We start from the raw sequence: 26,480 nt of genomic DNA, 5'->3' as shown, positions 1-26,480 counted from the left end.
CCCGACCACGGCGACAAGCCCCGGATCCCTCACCCGAGGGCCGGGGCTTGTCCGTTCTGTCGTGTATCGTGTGGGATGTGAAATTGGCATCCCTTCTCCTGGCAAGCACGACAGTGAGCGCCGCCGTGGTCGGCGCGGCTGCGCCCGCGACTGCGGCTCCCTCCGTCTACACCGTCACCGGCACCGTCTTCCACGACGCCGACCGCGACGGCTCCTACTCCCTCGGCGACCTCCCGCTCGCGAATGCGACGGTCGACCTCTACACCAGCGCGGCGGACGCCGCCTCCCGCACCGGCGCGGTGCGCACGGCGACCACCAATGCGCTCGGCGTCTACACGGCGGCCAAGCTTCCCGCCGGCACTTATTACGCCGCGGCGAGCGCCGCCGGCTACCGGTCGACCGCGGTCACCGAGACCGCCGTCACCGGCCTCTCGCTGGTCGGTGTGGCGGACGTCGCGGCCACGAAGCAGACGGACCTCACCGCGACGGTCTTCGCGGACAGCAACGGCAACGGCCTCAGAGACACCGGCGAGGGCAACCTCGACGGCAAGACGCTGATCTTCATCGACGTCCTCGCGACCAAGAAGGCGATCGAGGACGGCTCGCTCGCCTCCATCGACGTCGGATCGGCCATCACCGGCGCCCTCGGCGGCTCCCTCGACCTGGGCGACGCCATCCGTTTCCGCACGACCGCGAACGACCGGCCGGTCACCTTCTCCGATGTCCCGGCGGGCGCCTACGTCGTGATGCGCTCACCGTTCAACCTGACGATCGGCGACCTCCTCGCCAACACCTCCCGCGTCACCGCCCTGATCGACCTCATCAGCTCCGGGAGCGCCGACGCCCTGCTCGCGATGGACCCGTCCCTGCTCGACACCGGCGACATCAGCACGACGCCGCGCAGCGAGTATCTCCACGCGCTCGCCTCCGGCCTCTCCCGCGCGGTCGCCGTCGTCGACGAGGCCGACACTGAGCGGCTGCTCGGCGCGGACGCGTCCGCGCAGCTCGGCACGATCACCGGCACGGTCGCCAAGGCGGCCGGCCTGGTCGGCGGCCTCCCCGCCACGCACTTCGCCGTGGTCGACCGCTGGGGCACCGGCTATCAGCTCACAGACCTGAAGGTGAAGAAGACGACGGACTTCCTGTTCGGCGTCCGCCAGCCGGTCAGCATCACCGGCACCGTGTTCACCGACAGCAACGCCAACGGTAAGAAGGACGGCCTGGAGACCTCCGAGGCCGTCACCCTCACCGCCTACCGTGCGGACGGCACGGTGCTCGGCTCGACCAAGACCCCGGCGCTGCTCGGTTCGTACAAGCTGGGCGGCCTCCCATACGACACCGACATCTACGTGGGTCTCAGCGGAACCACCAAGACGCCCTCGGTGCGCTTCGCGGGCGAGGCGCCCGCGGCGCTCGCGGACGTGACGCTGATCGGCTCGTACCGCCTCGCCGGCGCCGACACGGCCGACTCGGTGAGACAGGACCTCGGCCTCGCGACGCTGACCGCACCGGCCGCGACGGTGGGCGCCGTCTCGGCGTCGGGCACAGCGACGCTCACCCTGACCAACACGACGTCGGCGGCCGTGAGCATCGGCTACCGGGTCAACGGCGGCGCGAGCACGGCGTCGACCGTCCCCGCGAAGCCGCTCCTCGGCTCGGCCGGGACCCGCACGATCACGCTCACCGGCCTCGTCCCTGGCGAGAACACGGTGACGATCGACTGGTCGGCCGGCGTCTACGACGGCGGCACGCTGACCCTCCCGGTCGTGCGCTGACCCCAGCGGACAGCGCGAAGGCCCCGGAAGGAGCGATCCTTTCGGGGCCTTCGTCGCTACAGGCTCAGACCAGCGAGTCCCGCCACGCGGCGTGGAGCTGGGCGAACCGGCCCGTGCCCGCGATGAGCTCGTCCGGCGAGCCGTCCTCCACCACGCGGCCGTGCTCCATGACGAGCACCCGGTCCGCGATCGCCACCGTCGACAGGCGGTGGGCGATGATCACGGCGGTGCGATCTGCGAGCAGCGTCTGCAGCGCCTCCTGCACCAGGCGCTCGCTCGGGATGTCGAGCGAGCTGGTCGCCTCGTCCAGGATGAGCACCGCCGGGTTCGCCAGGAACGCCCGGGCGAACGAGATCAGCTGCCGCTGACCCGCGGACACCCGACCGCCGCGCTTGTTCACGTCGGTGTCGTAGCCGTTCGGCAGGCCCGCGATGAACTCGTGGGCACCGACCGCGATCGCGGCCTCCTCGATCTCCTCGCGGGTCGCGTCCGGCTTGCCGAGCGCGATGTTCTCGGCGACCGAGCCGCTGAACAGGTAGGCCTCCTGGGTGACCATGACGATCGCCCGGCGCAGGTCCTTCGGGTGCATATCCCGCAGGTCCACGCCGTCGAGGGTGACCTCACCCTCGCTCGGGTCGTAGAACCGCGAGATCAGCTTGGCCAGCGTCGACTTGCCCGCTCCGGTGGAACCGACGAGCGCCACGGTCTGCCCGGCCGGGATGTCCAGGCTGAACTCCGGCAGGATGACCCGATCCTGCTTGTACGCGAAGGTCACGTCGTCGAAGCGCACGTGGCCCTCCGCCGTCCACAGGTCGGTCGGGCGCACCGGGTCGGGAACGCTCGGCGCCTCCTCCAGGACGCCCGAGATCTTCTCGAGCGCCGCGGCGGCCGACTGGTAGGAGTTGTAGAACATCGCCATCTCCTCCATCGGGTCGAAGAACCGACGCGTGTAGAGCAGCGTCGCCAGCAGGACACCGATCGCGAGCTGGTCGTTCGCGACCCGGAAGCCGCCGACGAGTAGCACGGCGCCGACCGTGACGTTGCCGATCATCACGAGCCCGGGGTCGAAGATCCCGAACAGCTGGATGACGCGCGCGTTGACGTCGCGGTAGTCCTCGACCAGGCCGCCGAACTCCTTCTCGTTGCGCTTCTCCTTGCGGAACGCCTTGACCGCGCGGATGCCGGTCATGGTCTCCACGAAGTGCACGATCAGCTTCGCCGAGGCCACCCGCGAGATGCGGAACAGCACCTGCGAGCGCTTCTGGAACCAGCGGGTCAGGAAGTACAGCGGCACCAGCGAGCACAGCAGCACGACGCCGCTCACCCAGTCGAGCCAGAACAGCGCGATCGCGATGAACAGCATGTAGAGGAAGCCCTGCACGAGCTGGTTGATGCCCGAGTCCAGCAGCTCCCGGATCGAGTCCAGGTCGCTCGTCTGCCGCGAGATGATGCGGCCGGACGTGTACGACTCGTGGAACTCCAGCGAGAGCCGCTGGGTGTGCAGGAACACCCGCTTGCGCAGGTCGATCAGGATCGCCTGGCTGATCCGCGCGCTCAGCACGGTGTACCACGCGATCAGCACGGCGCCGATGACGCCGGTGATCAGGTACGCGACGCCGGCCGCGGCGACCGGGAGCCAGTTCTGGTTCTGCAGCGCCTTGAGGCCGTTGTCGATGCCGAACGCGATGATCGCCGGTCCCGCCACCTGGCCGGCGGTGCTGACCACGACCACGATCGCGGTCAGCACCAGCCGCGTGCGCAGCGGGTGCAGCAGCGAGCCGAGCAGGCGGAGCGAGCGCCGGCGGATCTGCCGGCTCTCCTCCTTGTTGAGGTCGTTGCGCTCTTCGCCTTCGACGCCCAGGACGGTCGCGGTGCTCACAGGTTCACCTCCTGAAGGATCTCCTCGTCGCGCTCCTCGTCGAGGGAGGAGAGGACGAAACGGTAGTGCTCGTTGCTCACGAGCAGGTCGTGGTGGGTGCCGACGGCCGTGATCCGGCCGTCCTCCAGCAGCGCCACCCGGTCGGCCAGCATGACCGTCGAGGGGCGATGGGCGACGACCAGCGCGGTCGTGGCGGCGAGCACCCGGCGGAGGGCGGCCTCCACCAGCGCCTCGGTGTCGACGTCGAGCGCGGACAGCGGGTCGTCCAGCACCAGGATGCTGGGCGCCGCGGCGACGGCCCGCGCGAGCGCCAGGCGCTGACGCTGTCCGCCGGACAGGCTGAGGCCCTCCTCGCCGACCTTCGTCTCCACGCCCTCCGGGAGCTCGTAGACGAAGCCGGCCTGCGCGATCTCCAGCGCCTCGGTGAGGATGCGCTCCGCGTCGGCCGAGGCCGGGTCGAGCCCGTCGCGGCCGAGCAGCACGTTGTCGCGCACGGAGGCCGAGAACAGGGTCGCGTCCTCGAACGCCATAGCGATCGCCTTGCGGAGGTCGTAGCGGGTGAGGTCGCGCACGTCCACGCCGTCCACCTTCACCGCTCCGCCCGTCACGTCGTACAGGCGGGTGGTGAGCGCGGTCAGCGTCGACTTGCCGCTGCCGGTCAGGCCGACCAGGGCCATCGTCTCCCCCGGCCGGACCGTGAGGTCGATGCCGTTCAGGAGGTCGGGGTAGCGCTCCGGAGAGTCCTGGTAGCGGAAGTGCACGTCGTCGAAGACGAGCTCTCCCCGCGGCTCGGCGATGCGCTTCGGCTCGGCCGGGTCGGTGATCGTGTTGACCTCGTCCATGACCTCGAAGAAGCGGTCGGCCGCGGTGCGCGTGTCGAACGTCATCGAGAGCAGGAAGCCGATCGACTCGATCGGGAACCGGAGCACGGTCGCCGTCGCGAAGAACGCGACCAGCTCGCCGACGGTCAGCTCGCCCTGCGCGGCCAGCCACACGCCGACCACCAGGCAGATGCCGAACGCGACGTCCGGGATCAGCAGCAACCACAGCCAGATGCCTGCGATGGCCTTCGCCTTCTCGATCTCGGTGCCGCGCAGCGCCTCGGCCTGAGACTCGAACTTCTTCAGCGCGTGCTTGCCGCGGCCGAACGCCTTGAGGACGCGGATGCCGTGCACCGACTCCTCGACAGCGGTCGCCAGGTCGCCGGCCTGGTCCTGGCTGCGCCGGGCGACGACCGAGTACTTCTTCTCGAAGACGAAGCCGTAGATCCACAGCGGCACGGACAGCACCAGGAAGATCAGCCCGAGGATCCAGTTCCAGCCGATCAGGATGGCGAAGCCGACGATGATCGTGACGACGTTGACGACGAGCAGCACGATGCCGAACGACAGCCAGCGCCGGATCAGGCTGAGGTCGCTGACGGCGCGCGACAGCAGCTGGCCGCTGGGCCACTTGTCGTGGAACGACACGGGCAGGTCCTGCAGCTTCTCGTAGAGGGCGTTGCGCATCCGCGCCTCGACGTGGGTGCCCGGGGTGAGCACGAACCAGCGTCGCAGCGAGATGAACACGGCCTCGGCCGCGCCCAGCCCGACGACGAGCAGCGCTGCCGGCCAGACGGCTGTCGGGTCGCCGGTCGAGAGCGGTCCGTCGACCAGCCAGCGGAGCACCTGCGGGATGCTCAGCGCGACCAGGCTCGCCAGGAGCGCGGCGACCATGCCGAGCAGGATGCGGGGCGCCGCGGATTTGGCGAACGGCAGGATGCGCAGCAGCGTGCGCACGGTCCCCGAGCGCTTCTTCTGTTCTCTTTGCGGAGGGTGCTGATGGGTTTCAGCGATAGACATGAGTTCCGTTTTCTCTTCGTGCGTTTCTTGTCTTCTTGTTGGGTGCAGGGTCGGCTCCGACCCGTTGCGGCGTGCTGAGAGGTCGCCGAAGGGATGCGTCCACGAGAGCGTGACGTGCCAGGGCTACGGATGCCCTGTGCGGGTGCCGGCGACAGTCAGCCGGAAGCGCGTACCTGCCTGGGACCTACCAGGCGGGGGCCGGCTCCGGGGACGCGTACGCGGCGGCGACGAGCCCGAACACGGTCACGGTTCGTGTGTTCTCCGTCGTTGTCATGGCGTCCTCCCAGTAGCCCGATGCGTCTTCCGAATGCTGCGACAAGGCAGCCCTACAGGATATTCCCAGCATCTCTCAAAGCGCAAGAGGATTTTTCATTCAGCACACGAAGATTCGTGCCGAATGTCGTGAATCGCGCCGCCATTACCGCGATTCGTGCCGAATGTCGGCCTTAGCGGATGCGGATCGACAGGCAGGTCACGCAGCCCTCGAGCTTCTCGAACTCCGAGATGTCGACCTGGATCACCGTGTAGCCGAGGTCCTCGACCAGCGCGACGGAGCCCGGTGCCGACGACGACATCAGCACGGTCTCGTCGTCCAGGACGACGACGGCGGTGCCGTGCGCCTCCGGGACCGGCAGGAAGCGCCCGAAGATCCGCGGGTCGTCCACGATCGGCTCGTAGCCGATCACGGTGCCGTCCGGGAGGGCGGTGACCGCGGTCTTCAGGTGCAGCGCCTTGGTGACCGGCACCGCGACGACCGTGTAGCCGAGCGGGGCGACGAGCGCGCGGAGCTGGCGGATGCCCTCCGCGTTGGTGCGGCCGCCGCGGCCGACGTAGACGGTGTCGCCGACCTTGAGGACGTCGCCGCCGTCGAGGGTGCCCGGCTCCTCGATGCGCAGCAGGCGGAGGCCCTGGGCGCGCAGCGCGGCCTCGGTGCCGGCGATCTCGGGCTTGCGCGAGTCCGCGCCGGGGCGGGAGATGACGGCGGTGTCGCCGAAGACCACGGCCGTGTCCTCCACGAACACGGAGTCGGCGAGCTGGTCGGCGCTGGCGACCTCCACGGTCTGCCAGCCGGCGGCGGAGAGCGCCGCGACGTAGTCGTCCCACTGCTTGTCGGCGAGCTCGCTGTCGACGGCCTCGCGCTCGATGTGGGTGATGAGGCCCTCGCTGAGGTTGCCTGCGGGGATGCGCACGAGCGCGATCTTGCGCGAGGCGGGGGCCCCCTGCGACTCGATGGCGCCGAACACGGCGTAGCCGGCGGTCGGGAACGCGATGGCGACCGCGAGCCAGAACGGGAGGTTGATCCCGATGAACGACGACGCGATCTGGCCCCAGGCCTGGCCGGTGAGCGTGACGTTCAGCGTCGAGAACAGCACGAGCGTGCCGATCGCCGCGCTGATCAGGCCGACCAGGATGCCCGCGACCACCGCGATCCACCGGCGGTCGTACGCGCCGAGGAGTGCCGCGATCGCGGCGAGGACGAACGCCGCGAGCGCGTTCCAGGCCACGTAGGGCGTGATGCTCCCGAGCACGGCCGAGTTGAGCTGGTTCGCGATCAGCAGCACGAGCGTGGCGGCCACCAGGCCGATGGCGGCCACGGCGACGGCGGACACGAGGGAGGCGACGAGCCGGCGGGCCCAGGAGGAAGTCATGGGACAAAAGCCTATCCGACCGGTCCCTATGGGAATGCTGGCATCGCTCGCCGCACGCGGCGTCCCGCTATCGGCCGCGACCGATAGCGGGACGCGGGAGGGGGTCAGGCGTGCGCGGGCTCGCGGAGGCGGGCGAGGGCGATCTCGTCGGCGGCCTCCAGCGTGGTGATGCCGCGCTCGGCGGCGACGTCGAAGACGCGCGAGACGATGTCGCCGATGGCCTCGACGCGCTCGCGGGTGGCCTCGGCCGACGGCTCCGCCTCGTTCATCATCGCCAGGAAGATGACGCCGCCGGCGTTGACGACGAAGTCCGGCGCCCACAGGATGCCGCGGGCGGCGAGGCGCTCGGCGCCGGAGCGCTCGGCGAGCTGGTTGTTCGCCGGCCCGACGACCGCCTTGACGCGCAGCTCGTCGATCACGGCGTCCGTCAGGACGCCGCCCACTCCGGCCGGGACGAAGAGGTCGCCCTCCACGCGGTGCGCCTCGTCCGGCTCCACCCAGGCCGCGCCCAGGGCCTCGGCGAGGGCGCGCTTGGCCGGGTTCACATCCGTGACAGTGAGCACCGCTCCCTCGCTCGCGAGGCGCATGGCGATGATCGAGCCGACGTGACCGAGCCCGAGCACCGTGACGCGGCGGCCGGCGACATCGCGGCTGCCGGTGGCGCGCTCCAGGGTCGCGAGCAGGCCCGCGTACACACCGGCGGCGGTCGCGTCGCTCGGCTCGCCGACGCCGCCCTCCGCGGGCGGGAGGCCGCACACGTGCTCGGTGCGGGTGGCGACAACGGACATGTCCTCGGCGCTCGTGCCGACGTCCTCGGCGGTCATGTAGCTGCCGCCCAGGCTCTCGACGGCGTCGCCGAGGTCGAGCATGACCTCGTAGCGCTCGGTCGGGCTGAGCTGCTTGCCGCGCGGCAGGTAGACGACGGCCTTGCCGCCACCGCGGTTGAGACCGGCGGCGGCGTTCTTGAACGTCATCCCCTCGGCCAGGCGCAGGGAGTCGGCGACGGCCTCCTGCCAGGAGTCGTAGTTCCACACGCGGCAGCCGCCGAGGGCGGGGCCGAGGACGGTGGAGTGCACCGCGATGCTGATGGTGAGGCCGCTCCGCCTCCCCTTCACCACATGCAGTGTTTCGTGCGGAAGGTCGGTGGGCAGGACGGACATCGGTGTCTCCTCGTGGGATCGCGGTGAATGCTGAGGGTCTTGTGGACCGTCGTCTATTCTCCGCGACCCCGCGAGGGGATGCAATCCGGCAGGCGGACGACTCAGTGGAAGAAGTGCCGCTCCCCGGTGAAGTACATCGTCACTTCGGCAGCCTTCGCCGCGGCGATGACGTCCTCGTCGCGGATCGAGCCGCCCGGCTGCACGATCGCGGACACGCCCGCGGCGATCAGGATCTCCGGGCCGTCGGCGAACGGGAAGAACGCGTCGGAGGCGGCCACCGATCCCGCGGCGCGGTCGCCCGCGCGGCTGACGGCGAGGTTGCAGGAGTCCACCCGGTTGACCTGGCCCATGCCGACGCCGACGGAGGCGCCGCCCTTGGCCAGCAGGATGGCGTTCGACTTGACCGCGCGGCACGCCTTCCACGCGAACTCCAGGTCGGCGCGCGTCGCGGCGTCGGCCTCCTCGCCGGAGACGAGCGTCCAGCCGCTGGAGTCGAACTGATCGAAGCGGTCGGCGTCCTGGACGAGCACACCGCCGGAGAGCTGGCGGAACTCGGTCACCGAGCGCGCGTAGCCCTCGGGCAGCCGGAGGATGCGGAGGTTCTTCTTGGTCTGCAGCAGCTCCAGCGCCCCCGGCTCGAAGTCCGGGGCGATGAGCACCTCGGTGAAGATGCCCTTGACCGTCTCGGCCATCGCGAGGGTCACCGTGCGGTTGGCCGCAATGACGCCGCCGTACGCGGACACCGGGTCGCACTCGTGCGCCTTGCGGTGGGCGTCGGCGATGTCGTCGGAGACCGCGATGCCGCACGGGTTGGCGTGCTTGATGATCGCGACGGCCGGCTCGCTGAAGTCGTACGCGCTGCGCAGGGCTGCGTCGGCATCCACGTAGTTGTTGTACGACATCTCCTTGCCGCCGAGCTGCGTCGCCTGCGCGATCCCGCGGCCGGCCGGGTCGGCGTAGAGCGCCGCGGCCTGGTGCGAGTTCTCGCCGTAGCGGAGGGTCTGCTTCAGCTCGGCGCGGACCTCGAACCGCTCGGCGAAGTCGTCGGTCGAGGGGGCCTCCCCGGCGAACCAGGCCGCCACCGCGCCGTCGTAGGAGGCGGTGTGCGCGAAGGCCTTCGCGGCGAGCGCGCGACGCTGGTCGAAGCTGGTGCCGCCCGCGGCGACCGCGGCCGTCACCTCCGCGTAGTCCTCCGGCGAGACGACGATCGCGACGTTCGCGTGGTTCTTGGCCGACGCGCGCACCATCGCGGGTCCGCCGATGTCGATCTGCTCGACCACGTCGTTGCCGACCGCGCCCGAGGCGACGGTCTCCACGAACGGGTAGAGGTTGACGACGACGAGCTCGAACGGCTCGATGCCGAGGTCCTTCAGCTGCTCCTCGTGCGAGGCGAGCCGCAGGTCGGCGAGCAGGCCGGAGTGGATGGCGGGGTGCAGCGTCTTGACCCGGCCGTCGAGCGACTCCGGGAAGCCGGTGACGCTCGCGACGTCGGTCACGGCGTGGCCCGCGTCGCGGATGGTCTGCGCGGTGGAGCCGGTCGACACGATCTCGACCCCGGCCTCCGCCAGCGTCGCGGCGAGGTCGAGCAGGCCCGTCTTGTCGCTGACCGAGATCAGTGCGCGGCGGATCGGGACGACGTCCCGTTCGCGGTAGAGGCTGGCGTCGTGGCGGGGTCCGCTCATACTCGGGAGAGCTCCTTGAGGTCGATGTGTCCGTTGGCGATGTCGAGGACGGCGTCGATCAGCAGCCGTCGCTCCACGGGTTTGATGCGTTCGTGCAGGCTGGCCTCGGTGTCGCCCGGCACGATCGGGACGCGCTCCTGGCTGATCACCGGTCCGGCGTCAACGCCGTTGTCGACCACGATCAGGCTGGCGCCGGTCTGGGTGGCGCCGGCGGCGAGCGCGTCACGGACGCCGTGCGCGCCGGGGAACTCGGGCAGGAACGCCGGGTGGGTGTTGATGAGGTGCGGCGAGAGCGCGTCGACCACGCGCGGCGGCACCAGGCGCATGAAGCCGGACAGGATGACGAGGTCGGGCTCCCAGAGCCGGATCTGGTCCAGCAGCGCGTCGCCCCACTCCTCCCGGCTGTCGTACGAGGTGAAGGGCACCGTGAACGACGGGATGCCGAACTCCTCGGCGTGGTCCAGGCCGTCGGCGTCGCGGTCGGCCCCCACCGCGACGACACGCGCGGGGAACTCGGCGTCGGAGGCGGCCTCCAGCAGCGCACGCAGATTGGAGCCACCACCGGAGATCAGCACGACGATCGAGAGCACGCGACAAGCCTACCCACCCGCCGGGGCGGGCTCCGACCGGCGAGGGAGCGCTCCCCCGCTCAGCGCCGGGCCCGGCCTCCCGCCAGCAGCCCGATGACGGCGGCGACCGCCACCTCCCCCGCCGCGAGCGCGCCGACGAGCCACGGGTTCGGCCCGACGTCGTGCAGCCGGCCGGGGCCGAGCGCACCGGAGGACCACCAGGCCAGGAGGCCGAGCTCGATGCCCGCGACGATGCCGATGCCGAGCGCGGTGAGGACAAGGGCCAGCGGTCCGTCGGTCTGGGCCCTCCTCGTGCCGCGCAGCAGGGCGGCGGCGAGGAAGCCGGCGAGCAGGGGCACGATCACGCCCGCCAGCCCGAAGGTGTAGCCGTGCGCCGGGATGACGCCGAAGAGCGGGACGCCCGGGATCGGCCCGAGCGCGGTCCCGATCGGGCTGACCGTGGACCCGGTGCCGATGGCGAACCCCGGCCCGACCAGCCAGGACATCAGCCAGATCACGAGGTTCGGCAGGAAGGCGAGCTGGGCGACGGTCAGCGCGATGCCCCCGGCGACCCCGGTCTGGAGCTGCTCGTAGAGGCCGATGATCGCGCCGTAGTTGCCGAAGATGAGGAGCGCCAGGAGCAGCGCGGACAGGCCGATGACGATCGCGGTCGCAGCGCTCCCGGCGCGCAGGGCGCCGAGGACCGCGGTGCGGACCGGGGCGGGGACGGCAGCGACCCGGGAGCGGACGGCGACGCTGACCGGCGCGGCGCCCCGGCCTGGGCCCGACGCCGCACTGTCGTCGCCCTTCCGGTCGCCGGCGTGATCGGCGGACGGCTCCCGCACCCCGCGGAGCGCCGCGAAGATGAAGCCGATCCCGATACCGAGCGCGTAGACGAAAGTGGGGAGCACGAAGCCCCGCCAGAGCGACGGCTGCACGAGGTCGCTGCCCGCGGTCGCCGTGACCACGACGGAGATCAGGAAGAACACCGCGAGCGCGGAGACGGCCCCGGTCGAGCGGTACGGCGTCTCGGCCGCGCGCAGCCCGGTGCGCACACCGAGCCCGGCGGTGAGCGCGGCGAAGCCGAGGAGCGCGATCGTCACCTGGAACGGCGCCGCGGCGGCCGGGAGGCCGAGGGATCCGACGAGCTGCGGGTCCAGCGTCACGGTGAGGTTCACGCCGTGCCCGAGCAGCCAGATGTCCGCCGTCGCGCGCCAGATCACCGCGAAGTCCCCGGCGAGATGGTACTGGGCCGCCCACAGCACGGTGAGCGGGACGAGGCAGATCGCCAGCCCGATCGCCGCGACGATGACCGCCTCGAGCGCGGCGAGCAGGGCGACGGTTGTGCGATTCATGACCGGATGGAGCCTACCGGGCGCAGGGTCGCCCGCCCGGCAGACACTTCGGCCCTCAGGAGACGGTCATCACCGGGGTGTCGTCGTCGGCCTCCTCCGGCACCGTGATGACAGGTCGCTGGACGAGCTCCAGGATGGCGATGACGACGGCCGCGATCACCAGCGTCCAGATGATGAGCGACGGGGTGAGCGGTCGCACGAACAAGACGACCGCCGCCGCGATGACCGCCACCGCGGCCCGGAGCAGCACCCGCTGGGCGTAGAACCATTCCCCCACCCGGCCCGTGGTGATCCCGTGCCGCTCGGCGGACTCCCTGACCCAGGTCACCCCGGAGCCGAAGAACCCGCGCAGCTTGCGCGGCACCCCGAACGGGCCGGAGAACCAGCCGACCAGCGCGACGACGATCGCGAGCACCAGCACGGCGACACCGGTGTCCTTCATCGCCGTCGAGACCGTCGTGTAGAGCGTCGTCGCGACTCCCGCCGGCACCAGTCGAGGAGAAGCCGAGGCGATGAAGACGACCTGGCCGATGGCGATGGCGGACACGACGACGATCATCGCGATGGCCAGCGCCGACGCCGCCCCGATCAGCGCCAGGGCGCGGCGTCGCGCGACGATCACGCCGAGCGCGAGCAGGCCGATCGAGACCCACGGGAGCCAGGCACCCGCGACGACGGCGAGGTTGTAGAAGACCTGGAGGGTCGGGATGGACGAGTTCTGCGCGACCGTGATCGTCTTGTCGATCGTGGGGATGCGCGAGGCGAAGCTGATCCCCTGGTCGACGAGGATCTGCTTCACCTTGTCGATGATCGGCCCGAGCTGGACGCCGACCGACCCGTCCTTGCCGATCGCGATCGCCGCCTGCGGATTGCCCTGCATCGTCGCGACGAGCTGGTTGTGGCTGACCCTCAGGGCGTCCTGCCACACCTGGGCGAAGGCGTCGGAGGCCACGAACCGCCCGACTGTGGTCTGGATCAGCGACACGATGCCCTGAGCGAGCGGCACCTTGAGGGCGTCGAGCGCCTTCGTCGCCACGGGTCCCGTGCCGAGGCCGGTGATGCCGTCGATCACCTGCGACGTGAGCTGCGGGATGTCGACGTGCTGCTGGATGACCTTGACCGTCTCGTCCGTGACGTACGCCTGGACGCCCGGGTCCTTCGCGAGCGGCGCGTAGGTGGCGACGAACGCGTCCGTGTCGGTGAGCTGCACCTTCGCCCAGGAGGCCACCACCGCGACGGGCGCCAGGATCGCGCCGATCACGATGAGGACGACGGCGAGCAGGGTCCAGCCCCAGCCCCGCTTGTGCTTCGGCTCCGGCGCCGACGCGAAGTCCGGCAGCGGCTCGGTCGCGTTCTCGTCGAGCCGCCCCCGGAGCGCGGCGTTCTCGGCTTCGAGCGCGGCGATGCGCTGCGCGAGCTCTGTGTTCGTCTGTCGTGGCATCGGCAGCATCCCCCTCCCGGACGGTGGTGGGCTCACTGTAACGCCGCCGAACCGGCCGCGGGCACCCTCGAAACCGGGCTGTGGAAACACGGATCGGGACCGGGCTCCGTGGAGGAGTCCGGCCCCGATCGGCGGTTCGAGCGGTGCTGTTACAGCGCCGCGTAGACCTCGCGGAGCAGCGCGGCGGTCTCGGACGGGGTCTTGCCGACCTTCACGCCCGCGGCCTCCAACGCCTCCTTTTTCGCCTGCGCCGTGCCGGCCGAGCCGGAGACGATCGCGCCGGCGTGGCCCATCGTCTTGCCCTCGGGCGCGGTGAATCCGGCCACGTAGCCGACGACCGGCTTGGTCACGTTCGCCTTGATGAAGTCGGCCGCGCGCTCCTCGGCGTCGCCGCCGATCTCGCCGATCATGACGATCGCCTTGGTCTCCGGGTCGGCCTCGAACGCGGCGAGCGCGTCGATGTGCGTGGTGCCGATGATCGGGTCGCCGCCGATGCCGATGGCGGTCGAGAAGCCCAGGTCGCGCAGCTCGTACATCATCTGGTAGGTCAGCGTGCCGGACTTGGAGACCAGGCCGATCGGGCCCTTGCCGGTGATCGTGGCCGGGGTGATGCCGACGAGCGACTCACCCGGGGTGATGATGCCGGGGCAGTTCGGGCCGATGATCCGGGTCTTGTTGCCCTTCTCCTTGGCGTAGGCCCAGGCCTCGGCGGAGTCCTGCACCGGGATGCCCTCGGTGATGACGACGAGCAGCGGGATCTCGGCGTCGATGGCCTCCACCATGGCGTCCTTGGCGAACGCCGGCGGCACGAAGATGATCGACACGTCGGCGCCGGTCTTCTCGATCGCCTCCACGACGGTGCCGAACACGGGGAGCTCGACGTCGCCGTGCGTCACGGTGGTGCCGGCCTTGCGGGCGTTGACGCCGCCGACGACCTGGGTGCCGGCCTTCAGCATCAGCGCGGTGTGCTTGGTGCCCTCGCCGCCGGTGATGCCCTGGACGATGACCTTGGAGTCCTTGTTGAGGAAGATAGACATTCTCTGATTCGTCCTTGCTTACTTCGCGGCCAGCTCGGCGGCCTTGTCGGCGCCTTCGTCCATGGTGAGTGCGAGGGTGACCAGCGGGTGGTTCGCCTCGGTGAGGATGCGGCGGCCCTCGTCGACCTTGTTGCCGTCGAGACGGACCACGAGCGGCTTGTTGGCCTCGTCGCCGAGGATCTCCAGCGCCTTGACGATGCCGTTCGCGACCGCGTCGCACGCGGTGATGCCGCCGAAGACGTTGACGAACACGCTGCGGACCTGCGGGTCGTTCAGGATGACGTCGAGACCGGCGGCCATGACCTCCGCCGACGCGCCGCCGCCGATGTCGAGGAAGTTCGCCGGCTTGACGCCGCCGTGCTTCTCGCCCGCGTAGGAGACGACGTCGAGCGTGGACATGACCAGGCCCGCGCCGTTGCCGATGATGCCGACCTGGCCGTCGAGCTTGACGTAGTTGAGGTCGGCCTTCTTGGCCTTGGCCTCCAGCGGGTCCGCGGCGGCCGCGTCCTCCAGCGCCTCGTGGTCGGGGTGACGGAACCCGGCGTTCTCGTCGAGGGTGACCTTGCCGTCGAGGGCGATGATGTCGCCCTCCTCGGTGAGGACCAGCGGGTTGACCTCGACCAGCGTGGCGTCCTCGCCGGTGTAGACCGCGTACAGCTTCACGAAGACGTCCGCGACCTTGTCGACCAGGTCGTCCGGGAAGCCGGCGGCCTTCGCGATCTCGACGGCCTTGGCGGAGTCGAGTCCGCCGCGCGGGTCGACCTCGATGCGGGCGAGCGCCTCGGGCTTCTCGACCGCGAGCTGCTCGATCTCCATGCCGCCCTCGACGCTGGTCAGCGACAGGTAGGAGCGGTTGGCCCGGTCGAGGAGCACCGAGAAGTAGAACTCGCGGGCGATGCGGGCGCCGCCGGCGACCATGACCCGGCGGACCACGTGGCCCTTGATGTCCAGGCCCAGGATGGCCTTGGCGGCCTCTTCGGCCTCGTCCGGCGTCTTGGCGACCTTCACGCCGCCCGCCTTGCCACGGCCTCCGACCTTGACCTGCGCCTTGACGACGGTGACGCCGCCCAGCTTCTCCGCGGCCGCGCGGACCTCCTCCGGAGTGTCCGCGACGATGCCCGGAAGGACCGGGACGCCGTACTTCTCAAACAGGTCTCTGGCCTGGTACTCGAATAGATCCACGGTTATCCAATCCGCTGATGTCCGGCGCGCTCGTGACGCTCCGGCGGTTATCTCCTGGGCGGTCCGGCGGGAGAATAGCTCGACGCCGAGATAAATTCGCCAGTGAGAACTTTAGCGCGTCCGACTGAACAGCCCGAATCGGTTTCTCCTCCACAGGGCGGCGCGCAGGACGACCTCTCCACGGATTCGTCCCGAGCCGCCCACGGGCGTTGCGTGGCCGCGACCGTTGAGGGCATGACACATCGCATATCGAACCTCGTGACCGTCTTCGTCCTCGCCGGCCTCGCCGTCTTCCTCGGCATGCTGCACTCGCTCGTCGCGTCCCCCGACGCCCGTGCGCTGACCGGAGCCGGCCACGGCCCCGGCTACCTCTCCCACGACGGTTGGTGGCTCGGCGCCTACCGCCTCGACGACGGCGCCCAGGGCTTCTGCCTGAACGCCGGCAAGCCGAGCCCCACCGGCAACGGCTACGACTACGCGGACGCCGCGGCGCTCGGCTGGTACACGCCGGAGCAGTCGGCCTCCCTCGCGTACATCTCCCGCACCTGGGCGGGAACCGACGACCGGCTGACCGCCGCCGCCGGACAGATCGCGACCTGGCTGGTCGCGGGCCTCGGCGGCCACACGCCGGAGGAGCTCGCGGCCCGAGCCGGGTCGGACGCCGGCCCGGTCCTCGCCCGGGCGCACGAGATGGTGGCCGAGGCCGCGCGTCTCGGCACGTCCTCCGTGCGGGCGGAGGCCGTGCTGGAGCTCGCGGAGACCGGGCCGGGCCGGGTCCGCGTCGAGCTCTCCGTCGTGCGGCCCTCCGGGACCGAGCTCCTGCCTCCCGGCGTCCACCTGGCACGGGTGTCGCTCGACGGAGCGGCCTTCGTGGACGGCGCCGGTGACGCCGAGGTCCCGACCGGGACGGACGTGGCGATCGTGCCGTCCGGCGACGCGGCGAGCGTGACCGTGAGCGCGGCGGCCTCCTTCGACGGGCTGCCGTACGGCGACCGGCTGCTGGTCGCCGCGCCGCGCACGGACGCGCAAGCGGTGCTCGTGGCGGTGCCGGCGACCGCGGAGGCGCGCGCCGCGGCGTCCACGACCGGTCCGTCCCCGCTGCCGTTCCAGCCGATCGTCGCGACGGTGACGAGCGCTCCTGAGGCCCTGCCCGGCGCGCTCATCCACGACCGGCTCACCGTGTCGGTCGACACCGCGGACGGGCTGTTGCCGTCCTGGGGCGTCCGCGCCGTGGACGACGGCTTCGAGCCGGTGGAGGCCGTCGTGGAGAGCACGCTGTACGGCCCGTTCCCCGCTCCCCTGTCGGAGTCGCCCGACGTCCCCGACGGCGCGCCGGTGGTCTGCACGGTGGAGACGGCGGTGGACGGCACGGGCGAGTACGACACCCCCGAGTGCGCCATTCCCGCCGCGGGGCACTACGTCTGGGCCGAGCGGATCGACCCGGCGCGGCTGTCCGCGGGAGGCGGCGGCGAGCGGCTCCGTCCCTGGCGATCGGCGTTCGGCGTCGCCACGGAGATCACGCTGGCGTCGGCTCCCGTGGTCCCGGCGCCCGAGGAGCCTGCGCCCGCGCCGCTCGCGCCGGCTGCGCTGGCGGACACCGGCGGCTCGTGGGCCGCGGAGGCCTGGCCGGCGGCCGTCGGCCTCGGCGGAGCCGGCGCCGCGGTGCTCACCGCCGGACTCGGTCGGCGGCTGCATCGCCGGAACACGGCCTCCCGTTGCAGGATGGACGCATGACCAGCGCCCGCGCCGTCCGTGGCTCGTCGCGATCCGGGGTGACCGGCGAGCTCATGTACCTGCAGCTCACCGGCGAGGCGCTCTGCCTCGCCGGTGGCGGCCGGGCGCTGCTGCTGCAGATCGCGCACCCGGCGGTGGGGCGCGGCGTGGTGGAGCACAGCGACTTCGCCGACCGGATGCTGGATCGGTTCCACGCCACGATGACCTTCGTCTACGCCGCGACCTCCGCGACGCCGGCCGAGTTCGAGGTGGTCCGCCGGCGGGTCAACCGGGCGCACGCCCCGGTGCGCGGCGCGGCCACCGGCTCGGAGCCGGCGTACAGCGCCTTCGACAGAGAGTTGCAGCTCTGGGTGGCGGCGACCCTCTACGCGACGATGGTGGACCTCGACGAGCGCGTCTTCGGCCCGATGGGCCCGGGCGCGCGGGAGGAGCTGTACCGCGAGGCGACCCGCTCAGGCGTCGGCCTCCAGGTCCGCCCCGAGGAGTGGCCTGCCACCGAGGCCGACTTCCAGGACTACTGGGACGACATGGTCGGCCGGCTCCGCGTGACGGACGCCACCCGGGCGGTCGCCGGGCAGATCCTCCATCCGCGGGGTGTGCCGCTCTGGCTCCGCGCGACCCTCCCGGACGCGCGGATCGTCACCGCGGGGCTGCTGCCGCCGAACGTGCGGGACCAGTTCGGGCTGCCGTGGACCCCCGCGATCGAGCGCGGATTCGAACGCCGGATGCGGTTGGCGGAGGCGGTCTACCCCCGGCTCCCGCTACGACTCCGGCAGCGGCCGCGCGACCTGTACCTCGCCCGGTTGCGGCAGTCGCTGAGGGAGGAAGGCGGCTAGCGGGCGAGCACCCGCGATCGCTCGACCCAGCGGGCCAGCAGCACGAGGCCGATCCCGATCGTGGCGCCCAGCACGGTCTCCAGCACGCGGTCGACGACCAGCGTGCCGAGCGGCGCCGGAGAGGCGAGGTGCGACACGGCGAGCGCCATCGGGGTGATGAAGAGCAGGGCCGAGCCGTAGTGGCGGCCGACCAGCATCTCCGCGAAGAACTGGCAGACCACGATCACCGCGATCACCACCAGGGCCGGCGGCGACCACACCAGGACCAGGGCCGCCACGGCGACGCCCCCGATGGTGCCGAGGATCCGGTGGAGCGAGCGGGAGATCGAGTGCGCGGCACGTGCGGGAGGGATGACCGCGACCAGGCTCACCACCGCCCAGTAGGCGTGGCCCAGCCCGAAGGCGAGGGCGAGGCCTCCCGCGAGCAGGACGCCGACGGCGTTCTGCGCCGCGGTCAGCCAGACGCGGCGGTCGCGCAGGACGCTCGTGTCGACGCCGGGGCGGCGGTGCAGCTTCTTCAGGAGCACGGCGCCCGTCCGCGCGGCCCGGTCGCCGGCCGCGCGGCGCAGCAGCCAGCCCGACATCGTCAGCAGCCAGGCGAACGCCGCGACGGCGGCCGCGAGGCCGATCCGGCCCCAGGCCTCCGCCGCGGGCATCGGGATCGCCGCGCACACCAAGAGCGCGAACACGAAGAACAGCGGCTGCGCGGGCAGGAGCTGGAAGGCGGTCGCGAAGAACGTCCCGATCACCACCACGGCCACCAGCAGCACCGCCGCGAGCCACAGCGGCTCGCCCAGCACCGCGGCCAGGACGCCGAGCGCGATGCTCGCCAGGAGCGCGACCGCCGCCACCGAGACGCTGCGGAGGCGGAGCCGGTAGGGCTCGTTGCGACCGTACAGTGCCGTGAACGCGCCGAATGTCGCGTACGCGGCGAGGTCGAGGCGTCCGACGGCGAGCAGGATCAACAGCGGAACCGCGACCGCGGCGGCGGCACGGAAGCCGACCTCGACGCTCAGGGAGGCGAGCTGCTGCCTCGGCCGCAGCCTCACAGCTTGTCGATCGGTGCGATCTTGATGAGGAGCTTCTTCGCGCCCACCTTCTCGAACTGGACGTGCGCGACGCGCTTGGCCCCCTCGCCCGTGACGTTGGTCACCCGGCCGTCGCCGAAGTCCGCGTGCCGGATGCGGTCACCTGGCGCGAGCTCCAGGTCGCCGTTGTCGCGGACCTTGCCGGTCACCCGGTTCGGCCACTCCGCCTTCGGACGCTCGGCCACGGCGCTGCCGCCGACCGGGTAGCTCTCGTTCCAGCGGCCCGCCGTTCCGCCGCCGAGTCCGGGCCGGCGCGCGTTCAGCGCGCGCGACTGCGAGCCGCCGCGCCCGTTCGCCGCACCGGGCGACTGGCGCCAGTCGATCAGGTCGGCCGGGATCTCCTGCAGGTACCGGCTCGGCATCGCGACCGCCGTCTCCCCGAACTGCGCGCGCGTCATGGCGAGCGACAGGAACAGCCGCTTCTTGGCGCGCGTGATCCCCACGTAGAACAGCCGCCGCTCCTCCGCGGGGCCGCCCGGCTCGTTGGCCGACATCCGGTGCGGGAGGAGGTCCTCCTCGATGCCCGTCAGGAACACCGCGTCGTACTCCAGCCCCTTGGCCGTGTGCAGCGTCATCAGCGACACCGAGCCGCTGGAGTCGTCGATCTCGTCCGCGGCCGCGACCAGCGACACCTCGGTGAGGAAGTCGACCAGCGTGCCGTCCGGGTTGTTGCGCCCGAATTCGCGGGTCACCGCGACGAGCTCGTCCACGTTCTCCGCGCGCGCCTCGTCCTGCGGGTCGCGGCTCTTGCGGAGCACCTCCAGGTACCCGCTGCCGTCGAGCAGGAAGGTGAGCACGTCCGCGACCGACGCGGCGCCGGCCGGGTTGGCCGGGTCGATCTTCGCCGCGGCCTCGTCCAGCATTCCCGAGAGCTGCAGGATGGCGCCGGTCACCTTCGGCCCCAGGCCCAGCGACTCGGCGTCGCGCATCGCGTCGCGGAACGTGAAGCCGTTGTCCTCCGCGTAGCTCGCGAGCTGCGTCTCGGTCGCGGGACCGATGCCGCGCTTGGGCGTGTTCAGGATGCGGCGGAGCGCCAGGGTGTCATCGGGGTTGGCGACCGTGATCAGGTACGCCATCGAGTCCTTGATCTCGGCGCGCTCGTAGAACTTGGTGCCGCCCATCACCTTGTAGGGCAGCGCCGAGCGGATGAAGATCTCCTCCAGCGCACGCGTCTGGGCGTTGGTGCGGTAGAAGACCGCCATGTCCTTGTAGTCCATGCCGGCGGCGTGCAGCTTCTCGATCTCGTCGGCGACGAACTGCGCCTCGTCGTGACCCGAGTAGCCGGTGTAGCCGACGATCTTGTCGCCGTCGCCCACCGCCGTCCACAGCTTCTTGTCCTTGCGGTCGAAGTTGTTGGCGATCACGGCGTTGGCCGCGCTCAGGATGTTCTGCGTCGACCGGTAGTTCTGCTCCAGCAGCACCACCTTGGCGCCGGGGAAGTCGCGCTCGAACTCCACGATGTTCCGGATGTCCGCGCCGCGGAACGCGTAGATGGACTGGTCCGAGTCGCCGACCACGGTCAGCGACGCCCCCGGGACGGCGCCGACCACGTCGCGCAGCTTGCTCACGTTGCCGCCGTGCTGCTCCATCTCCTCCGCGATGTCGGGCGAGACCGGCATGGTCAGCTCGCGGATGAGCGAGTACTGCGCGTGGTTGGTGTCCTGGTACTCGTCGACGAGGATGTGCCGGAACCGCGTCTGGTACAGCGCAGCCACCTTGGGGAAGGCGCGGAACAGGAAGACCGTCTCCGCGATCAGGTCGTCGAAGTCGAAGGCGTTGGCCCGGCGGAGCGCCCGCGTGTACTGCCGGAAGATCTCGAGGAACATCACCTCCTGCGGGTCGCTCAGGTTGGCCGAGCGTGCGAAGGTCTCGATGTCGGTCAGCTCGTTCTTGAGCTTGGAGATGCGGCCGGAGGTCCCGGCGACGGTGAAGCCGAGCGTGTCGGCGTCGAGCTCCTTGATGATGCGCTTCAGCAGCGCGCGGGTGTCGCCGGAGTCGTAGATCGTGAAGCTCTGCGTCTTGCCGATGGTCTCGGCCTCCCGGCGCAGGATGCGGACGCACGCGGAGTGGAAGGTCGAGATCCACATGCCCTGCGCCCGGCCGCCGAGCAGCTGCTCGACGCGCTCGCGCATCTCGTTCGCCGCCTTGTTGGTGAACGTGATCGCGAGGATCTCGCTCGGCCACGCCTCCCGGCTCTCGATGAGCCCGGCGATGCGGCGGGTCAGAACGCTGGTCTTGCCCGAGCCGGCGCCCGCCACGATGAGGAGGGCGGCGCCGCGGTACTCGGCGGCCTCGCGCTGCTGCGGGTTGAGCCCGGCGAACAGGCGCTCGTTCGGCCCGCGGCGACCGCCGCCGCTGCCGTCACGCCCCTGGGCCGAGCCGTCGCCGGGGCGCACGTCGCCCTCCCAGCCGTCGAGGATGATCGGCACGGAGGAGGGCACCGCGGAAGAGGAGGAGGGGGCGTCGGGAAGGCTCGTCATGTCTCCAGCCATTTTAGCCGCCGCCACCGTCATCGCGGCCGGGAGCCGCCCCGGCGGCCGGACCCCACCCGCCCGTGCGGCCGACGCGGCTCAGCGCCCGTCCCGCACCGCCACCGCGAGATCGGGATGGTCCGCGAACACCCCGTCCACACCCGAGTGCAGCAGGATCGCGAACAGCCGCCGCCAGTCGCCCCACTCGTCGTCGCGCCCGGGATTCCGGAACTCCGCCGGCAGCATCCCGTTCTCCGGACGGAGGGTCCAGCAGTAGACGAACAGCCCCGCCGAGTGCGCGAGGTCGACCAGGTCGGACGTGACCGCGCCGATGTCGACGCCGCCCTCGTCCTCGCCGAACAGGCCCACCGCCACCGACCCCGAGTGCAGGATCTGCGAGACGTCCACGCTGATCCCGTCCACCCGGTCCGCCGGGGACGCCGCCGAGCCGAGCGCGTAGAGCCCGCGCAGCGTCAGGTCGGAGGCGTAGCCGGGCGCCGCGGCCCCCAGCGACGCGACGCGGTCCGCCGGCGCGCCCTCCGCCTCCAGCAGGTAGACCCGCTGCCCGCGGAAGCCGCCGTCGTGCAGTCGCCCCAGCACCGTCTTCTCGAAGCTCTCGGCGACGAGCCCGGGATGCTCCGACCAGCCCGCCGCGGCGAGCTCGCCCAGGAACAGCTCGTGCAGCGGCAGCCCGGCCGCTTCGAAGTAGGTGGCGTGCTTCAACTCCGCCACCATCCCGAGCGCCCTGCCCGCCGCGTCGGAGGCCGCGTCGACGACCTCCAGGACGTCCGCGAGCCGCAGGATCGGGTAGCGGTCGTCGAAGGTCGCGCTCGCCTGCCGCAGGTGCGGGACGCGCTCCCGCGCCCGCAGCGTGGCCAGCTCGGCCCAGGTGAAGTCCTCAGTGAACCAGCCGGTCAGTGGCAGCCCGTCGACCTCCTTGGTCGTGCGGCGGGACGCGAACTCGGGATGCTCGGCCACGTTCGTCGTGCCGGAGATCTCGTTCTCGTGCCGCACGACCAGCACCCCGTCCTTGGTGGCGACCAGGTCGGGCTCGACCGAGTCGGCGCCGAGCGCGAATGCCAGCTCGTACGCCGCCCGGGTGTGCTCCGGGCGGTATCCGGGCGCGCCCCGATGGCCGATCACGGAGGGTCTGGAGCGGGCGCGCATGTGGTGATCCTAGCCGGGCGCCGAAGCCGTTCCGGTGCGCACCTGCGGGTGACACAATCGGAGTGTGCCCGACCCCGACGGCCTCCCGACCGCGCCGGCGCCCCGTCGCGTGAGCCCGGGGGCGCCCGGCGGCTGGCGCGAGCCGACGCGCGCGCTCGACCTGCACTGGGGCGGCTACCGGGGCCGGTGGATCGCCGGGCTCGCCATGATCGTCATCGGCACGGCCTGCGTCCTGGTGACGACCGCCTACAGCCTGCCGTTCCTGCTGGCCGGCTCGATCCTGCAGCCGGCGGGCTGGGCGGTGATGCCCTCCACGATCGGCCGGAGGGTCGCTGTGGTCGTCCCCGTGCTCGGCTTCACCTGGCTGATGCTCGGCGGCTCCGGCTTCGCCTGGTGCTACGCGATCATGCTGGCCGCCTGGCTGCTCGTCCGGCTCCGGCCGCTCCCGACCTTCGCGGTGCTGCTGCTGCCGATCGCCGCCAGCCTGGTGCTCCCGCTGTTCGTGACCACGTACGGGCAGGGCTGGATCACCATCCTGGTCATGAGCGTGATCGTCGTGGGCTCCGCGTGGCTGGCCCGCGCCGGAGCGGCCGCACTCGATTCATGGCAAGCTGTCAGAACTCTCAGAAACACAACCGATAGGTTGGACGCACCGAGACCGTAAGCGGTCCCCGACAGAGCGAGGAACCCATGGCACTCACCAACCCCGCCTTCTCTCAGAGCGCGGCCTTCAATGCCTCAGCGAGCGCTCAGCAGCTCGAAGAGCTTTACAACTCCCCCTCGGCGACTGCGGCCGAAACCGACCGCATGACCGTCGAGGACACCATCCGCAAGACCGCGGTCAGTTTCGGTGTCCTTCTTGTCGGCGCGGTAGTCGGGTGGTGGGTCCCCGGACTGTGGATCGTCGGTATGATCGCCGGGCTCGTCCTGGCGTTCGTCAACATCTTCCGCAATGCGAAGAAGCTTCCGTCGGCCGCACTCACGCTGGCCTATGCGGGAGCAGAGGGCCTCTTCGTCGGCGGCATCTCGAAGATGTACGAGTCGTTCGCGGGTGGTGTCGTTGTCCAGGCCGTCATCGCGACGATCGTTGTCGTCGGCGTGACGCTGGCCCTCTTCGCGACCGGCAAGATCCGCGCCTCCCGCCGCGCGACCAAGGTGTTCTTCGCCGCGATGATCGGGTACCTGGTCTTCTCCCTGGTCAACATCGTGCTCGTGCTGACCGGCGTCGTGAAGGATCCGTGGGGCCTCCGAGGTTCCTTCGAGATCTTCGGCATTCCGCTCGGTCTGGTGATAGGCGTCCTGGTCGTCATCATGTGCGCGTATTCCCTCGTCCTCGACTTCGACGCCATCCAGCAGGGCGTCAAGAACCGTGCGCCCCGCGCATACGGGTGGGCAGGAGCGTTCGGCATCATGGTCACCGTCGTGTGGCTGTACCTCGAACTCCTCCGCATCTTCGCGATCGCGCGCAACTAACGCGCACACGCAGAAGGGCCGGGATGCTGTCACAGCATCCCGGCCCTTCTCACGTTCGCGGGAGCGTCACTCCCACTCGATGGTCCCCGGCGGCTTCGACGTGACGTCGAGCACGACGCGGTTGACTCCGTCCACCTCGTTGGTGATGCGGTTGGAGATGGTGGCCAGCAGGTCGTACGGCAGTCGCGTCCAGTCGGCCGTCATCGCGTCCTCGCTGGAGACCGGGCGCAGCACGATCGGGTGGCCGTAGGTGCGGCCGTCTCCCATCACGCCGACCGAGCGGACGTCCGCGAGCAGCACCACGGGGCACTGCCAGATCTCGGCGTCGAGGCCGGCCGCGGTGAGCTCGGCACGCACGATCGCGTCGGCGTCGCGGAGCAGGTCGAGCCGCTCCTGCGTCACCTCGCCGACGATGCGGATGCCGAGGCCGGGACCCGGGAACGGCTGACGGCCGACGATGACCTCCGGCAGCCCCAGCTCGCGGCCGATCGCGCGGACCTCGTCCTTGAACAGGGTGCGCAGCGGCTCCACGAGCTCGAACTGGAGGTCCTCCGGCAGGCCGCCGACGTTGTGGTGGCTCTTGATGTTGGCCGTGCCGGTGCCGCCGCCCGACTCCACCACGTCCGGGTAGAGCGTGCCCTGCACCAGGAAGCGGATCGGGTCGCCGTCGTGCTCGGCCTCCGCGATCAGGTCGGCCTGAGCCTTCTCGAACACGCGGATGAACTCGCGGCCGATGATCTTGCGCTTGGTCTCGGGGTCGGAGACGCCGGCGAGCGCGGACAGGAACTGCTCCTGCGCGTTCACCGTCACGAGCCGCACGCCGGTGGCGGCGACATAGTCCTCCTCGACCTGGCGCGCCTCGTCCTTGCGGAGCAGGCCGTGGTCGACGAACACGCAGACCAGCTGGTCGCCGACCGCCTTGTGGACGAGCGCGGCCGCGACGGCCGAGTCGACGCCGCCGGACAGCGCGCACAGCACGCGGCCGCTGCCCACCTGGGCGCGGATCGCGGCGACCTGGTCGGCGATGACGTTGCCGCTGTTCCAGTCGGCGGGGATGCCGGCGGCGCGGTGCAGGAAGTTCTCCAGCACGGCTTGGCCGTACTGGGAGTGCTTGACCTCCGGGTGCCACTGCACGCCGTACAGGCGGCGCTCCTCGTTCGCGAACGCGGCGACCGGGGTGTCGTCGGTGGAGGCCAGCACCTCGAAGCCCTCCGGCGCCCGGGAGACCGAGTCGCCGTGGCTCATCCACGCGGTCTGTTCGGCGGGCTGGCCGTCAAGGAGGCTGCCGGAGCCGTCCGTCGCGGCGCCCGAGACCCGCACGGCGGTCGAGCCGTACTCGCGGCGGCCGGTCTTCGCGACCTCGCCGCCGAGCGCCGTGGCCATCACCTGGAAGCCGTAGCAGATGCCCAGCACCGGCACGCCGAGCTCGAAGATCGCCTCGTCCAGGCGCGGCGCGCCTTCCTCGTACACGCTGGAGGGACCGCCGGAGAGGACGATGCCCGCGGGCCGCTTGGCCGCGACCTCGGCCGCCGTCACGGTGTGCGGCACGATCTCGGAGTAGACGTTCGCCTCGCGCACCCGGCGGGCGATCAGCTGCGCGTACTGCGCGCCGAAGTCGACCACCAGGACCGGGCCGGCGGGCGCGGCCGAGTCGGCCCCGCCGAGGATGTCCGAGAACACTGCGTCGGTGCTAATTTGCGGCCTCCACGTACGTCGCTGCCTCGGCCTCGCGGCCGGCCAGATAGCTCTTGACCTGCTTGGTGATCCTTGCCTCCACGAAGAAGGACAGGAAGGGGATGACGCCGCCGAGGGCGATGGTGACGAACTTCGAGAACGGCCAGCGCATCAGGCTCCACAGCCGGAAGTCGGAGAACAGGTACACGACGTACAGCCAGCCGTGGGCGATCAGGATGCCGGTGCTGAGGTCGACGCCGGTCGGGGCGACCGCGGTCTTGACGGGCACGAACGTGAGCGTGCCGTAATTGCTGAACGCGAAGAGCTGGTAGCCGAAGCCGTATTTCACGAGCATCTCCACGCAGAGCAGCAGGAGCATGATGCCGGTGACGTAGGCGAACACCTGGTAGAACTTCAGCGCCCCGCGGATCTTCGGGAAGTCTTCGAGCTTGGGAGCGAGGGGCATG

20 protein-coding genes are annotated in these 26,480 nt (G+C 71.0%); 5 read left to right on the top strand and 15 right to left on the bottom strand.

The features are described from left to right. Nucleotides 1-83: 83 nt before the first annotated feature. Entirely contained in the window at nt 84-1,775 is a 1,692-nt protein-coding gene (locus ABCS02_RS02985) for an SdrD B-like domain-containing protein (RefSeq protein ID WP_345834114.1), read from the top strand. 64 nt (nt 1,776-1,839) lie between these two features. Here the strand turns inward: ABCS02_RS02985 and ABCS02_RS02980 are convergent, their stop codons facing one another. The 10 genes from ABCS02_RS02980 to sucC all read right to left on the bottom strand — a co-directional run bounded on the left by ABCS02_RS02980 (nt 1,840) and on the right by sucC (nt 15,570). Further along, the gene (locus tag ABCS02_RS02980; RefSeq protein ID WP_345834113.1) at nt 1,840-3,654 is read right to left on the bottom strand and encodes an ABC transporter ATP-binding protein; all 1,815 of its coding nucleotides are present in this window, start codon (nt 3,652-3,654) and stop codon (nt 1,840-1,842) included. Then, on the bottom strand, nt 3,651-5,495 hold the full coding sequence (locus tag ABCS02_RS02975) for an ABC transporter ATP-binding protein (protein ID WP_345834112.1): 1,845 nt from the start codon (nt 5,493-5,495) through the stop codon (nt 3,651-3,653). The genes ABCS02_RS02980 and ABCS02_RS02975 overlap by 4 nt, the downstream gene beginning before the upstream one ends. A 446-nt stretch (nt 5,496-5,941) precedes the next feature. Continuing rightward, on the bottom strand, nt 5,942-7,144 hold the full coding sequence (gene ddaH / locus ABCS02_RS02970) for a dimethylargininase (RefSeq protein ID WP_345834111.1): 1,203 nt from the start codon (nt 7,142-7,144) through the stop codon (nt 5,942-5,944). 104 nt (nt 7,145-7,248) lie between these two features. Continuing rightward, complete coding sequence (locus ABCS02_RS02965; protein ID WP_345834110.1) at nt 7,249-8,304, bottom strand: Glu/Leu/Phe/Val dehydrogenase dimerization domain-containing protein; 1,056 nt, start codon at nt 8,302-8,304, stop codon at nt 7,249-7,251. Nucleotides 8,305-8,405: 101 nt separating this feature from the next. Beyond that, complete coding sequence (gene purH / locus ABCS02_RS02960) at nt 8,406-9,986, bottom strand: bifunctional phosphoribosylaminoimidazolecarboxamide formyltransferase/IMP cyclohydrolase (protein WP_345834109.1); 1,581 nt, start codon at nt 9,984-9,986, stop codon at nt 8,406-8,408. Further along, complete coding sequence (gene purN, locus ABCS02_RS02955) at nt 9,983-10,576, bottom strand: phosphoribosylglycinamide formyltransferase (RefSeq protein WP_345834108.1); 594 nt, start codon at nt 10,574-10,576, stop codon at nt 9,983-9,985. Before purN ends, purH begins: the two co-directional genes overlap by 4 nt. A gap of 59 nt (nt 10,577-10,635) precedes the next feature. Continuing rightward, nucleotides 10,636-11,910, bottom strand: coding sequence for a DUF6350 family protein (locus ABCS02_RS02950; RefSeq protein ID WP_345834107.1), 1,275 nt, complete (start codon nt 11,908-11,910; stop codon nt 10,636-10,638). 55 nt (nt 11,911-11,965) lie between these two features. After that, entirely contained in the window at nt 11,966-13,351 is a 1,386-nt protein-coding gene (locus ABCS02_RS02945) for a hypothetical protein (RefSeq protein WP_345834106.1), read from the bottom strand. A gap of 149 nt (nt 13,352-13,500) precedes the next feature. Beyond that, a complete protein-coding gene (gene sucD / locus ABCS02_RS02940; RefSeq protein WP_179605066.1) occupies nt 13,501-14,388 on the bottom strand; it encodes a succinate--CoA ligase subunit alpha in 888 nt (295 codons plus the stop codon). Between the two features lie 18 nt (nt 14,389-14,406). Beyond that, complete coding sequence (gene sucC, locus ABCS02_RS02935; protein ID WP_345834105.1) at nt 14,407-15,570, bottom strand: ADP-forming succinate--CoA ligase subunit beta; 1,164 nt, start codon at nt 15,568-15,570, stop codon at nt 14,407-14,409. A gap of 234 nt (nt 15,571-15,804) precedes the next feature. On the opposite strand from sucC, the gene ABCS02_RS02930 reads away from it, so the two are divergent. Beyond that, nucleotides 15,805-17,304: a hypothetical protein gene (locus ABCS02_RS02930; RefSeq protein WP_345834104.1), complete on the top strand. Its 1,500-nt coding sequence runs from the start codon at nt 15,805-15,807 to the stop codon at nt 17,302-17,304. Continuing rightward, the gene (locus tag ABCS02_RS02925) at nt 17,301-18,140 is read left to right on the top strand and encodes an oxygenase MpaB family protein (protein WP_345834103.1); all 840 of its coding nucleotides are present in this window, start codon (nt 17,301-17,303) and stop codon (nt 18,138-18,140) included. Before ABCS02_RS02930 ends, ABCS02_RS02925 begins: the two co-directional genes overlap by 4 nt. On the opposite strand, the gene ABCS02_RS02920 is transcribed toward ABCS02_RS02925, so the two are convergent. The 3 genes from ABCS02_RS02920 to ABCS02_RS02910 form a co-directional block, all read right to left on the bottom strand. Continuing rightward, entirely contained in the window at nt 18,137-19,189 is a 1,053-nt protein-coding gene (locus ABCS02_RS02920; RefSeq protein WP_345834102.1) for an FUSC family protein, read from the bottom strand. The two genes, ABCS02_RS02925 and ABCS02_RS02920, sit on opposite strands and share 4 nt — an antisense overlap. Continuing rightward, on the bottom strand, nt 19,186-21,708 hold the full coding sequence (locus tag ABCS02_RS02915) for a UvrD-helicase domain-containing protein (RefSeq protein ID WP_345834101.1): 2,523 nt from the start codon (nt 21,706-21,708) through the stop codon (nt 19,186-19,188). Before ABCS02_RS02915 ends, ABCS02_RS02920 begins: the two co-directional genes overlap by 4 nt. Before the next feature lie 90 nt (nt 21,709-21,798). Next, entirely contained in the window at nt 21,799-22,866 is a 1,068-nt protein-coding gene (locus ABCS02_RS02910; protein WP_345834100.1) for a glycerophosphodiester phosphodiesterase family protein, read from the bottom strand. A gap of 64 nt (nt 22,867-22,930) precedes the next feature. On the opposite strand from ABCS02_RS02910, the gene ABCS02_RS02905 reads away from it, so the two are divergent. Together ABCS02_RS02905 and ABCS02_RS02900 are read left to right on the top strand one after the other, a co-directional pair. Further along, nucleotides 22,931-23,530, top strand: coding sequence for a hypothetical protein (locus ABCS02_RS02905; protein WP_345834099.1), 600 nt, complete (start codon nt 22,931-22,933; stop codon nt 23,528-23,530). A gap of 26 nt (nt 23,531-23,556) precedes the next feature. Then, complete coding sequence (locus ABCS02_RS02900) at nt 23,557-24,339, top strand: Bax inhibitor-1/YccA family protein (RefSeq protein ID WP_345834098.1); 783 nt, start codon at nt 23,557-23,559, stop codon at nt 24,337-24,339. Between the two features lie 66 nt (nt 24,340-24,405). On the opposite strand, the gene guaA is transcribed toward ABCS02_RS02900, so the two are convergent. Together guaA and ABCS02_RS02890 are read right to left on the bottom strand one after the other, a co-directional pair. After that, nucleotides 24,406-26,019, bottom strand: a complete 1,614-nt coding sequence (guaA, locus tag ABCS02_RS02895) for a glutamine-hydrolyzing GMP synthase (protein ID WP_345834097.1) — start codon at nt 26,017-26,019, stop codon at nt 24,406-24,408. A 10-nt stretch (nt 26,020-26,029) separates the two neighbouring features. Beyond that, entirely contained in the window at nt 26,030-26,479 is a 450-nt protein-coding gene (locus ABCS02_RS02890; protein ID WP_345834096.1) for a DUF3817 domain-containing protein, read from the bottom strand. Between the last annotated feature and the right edge of the window lies 1 nt (nt 26,480).

The organism is Microbacterium sp. X-17 (assembly GCF_039615055.1).
Note: the sequence above shows the minus strand (reverse complement) of the source record. Positions and strands in the feature narration are given on the sequence as shown.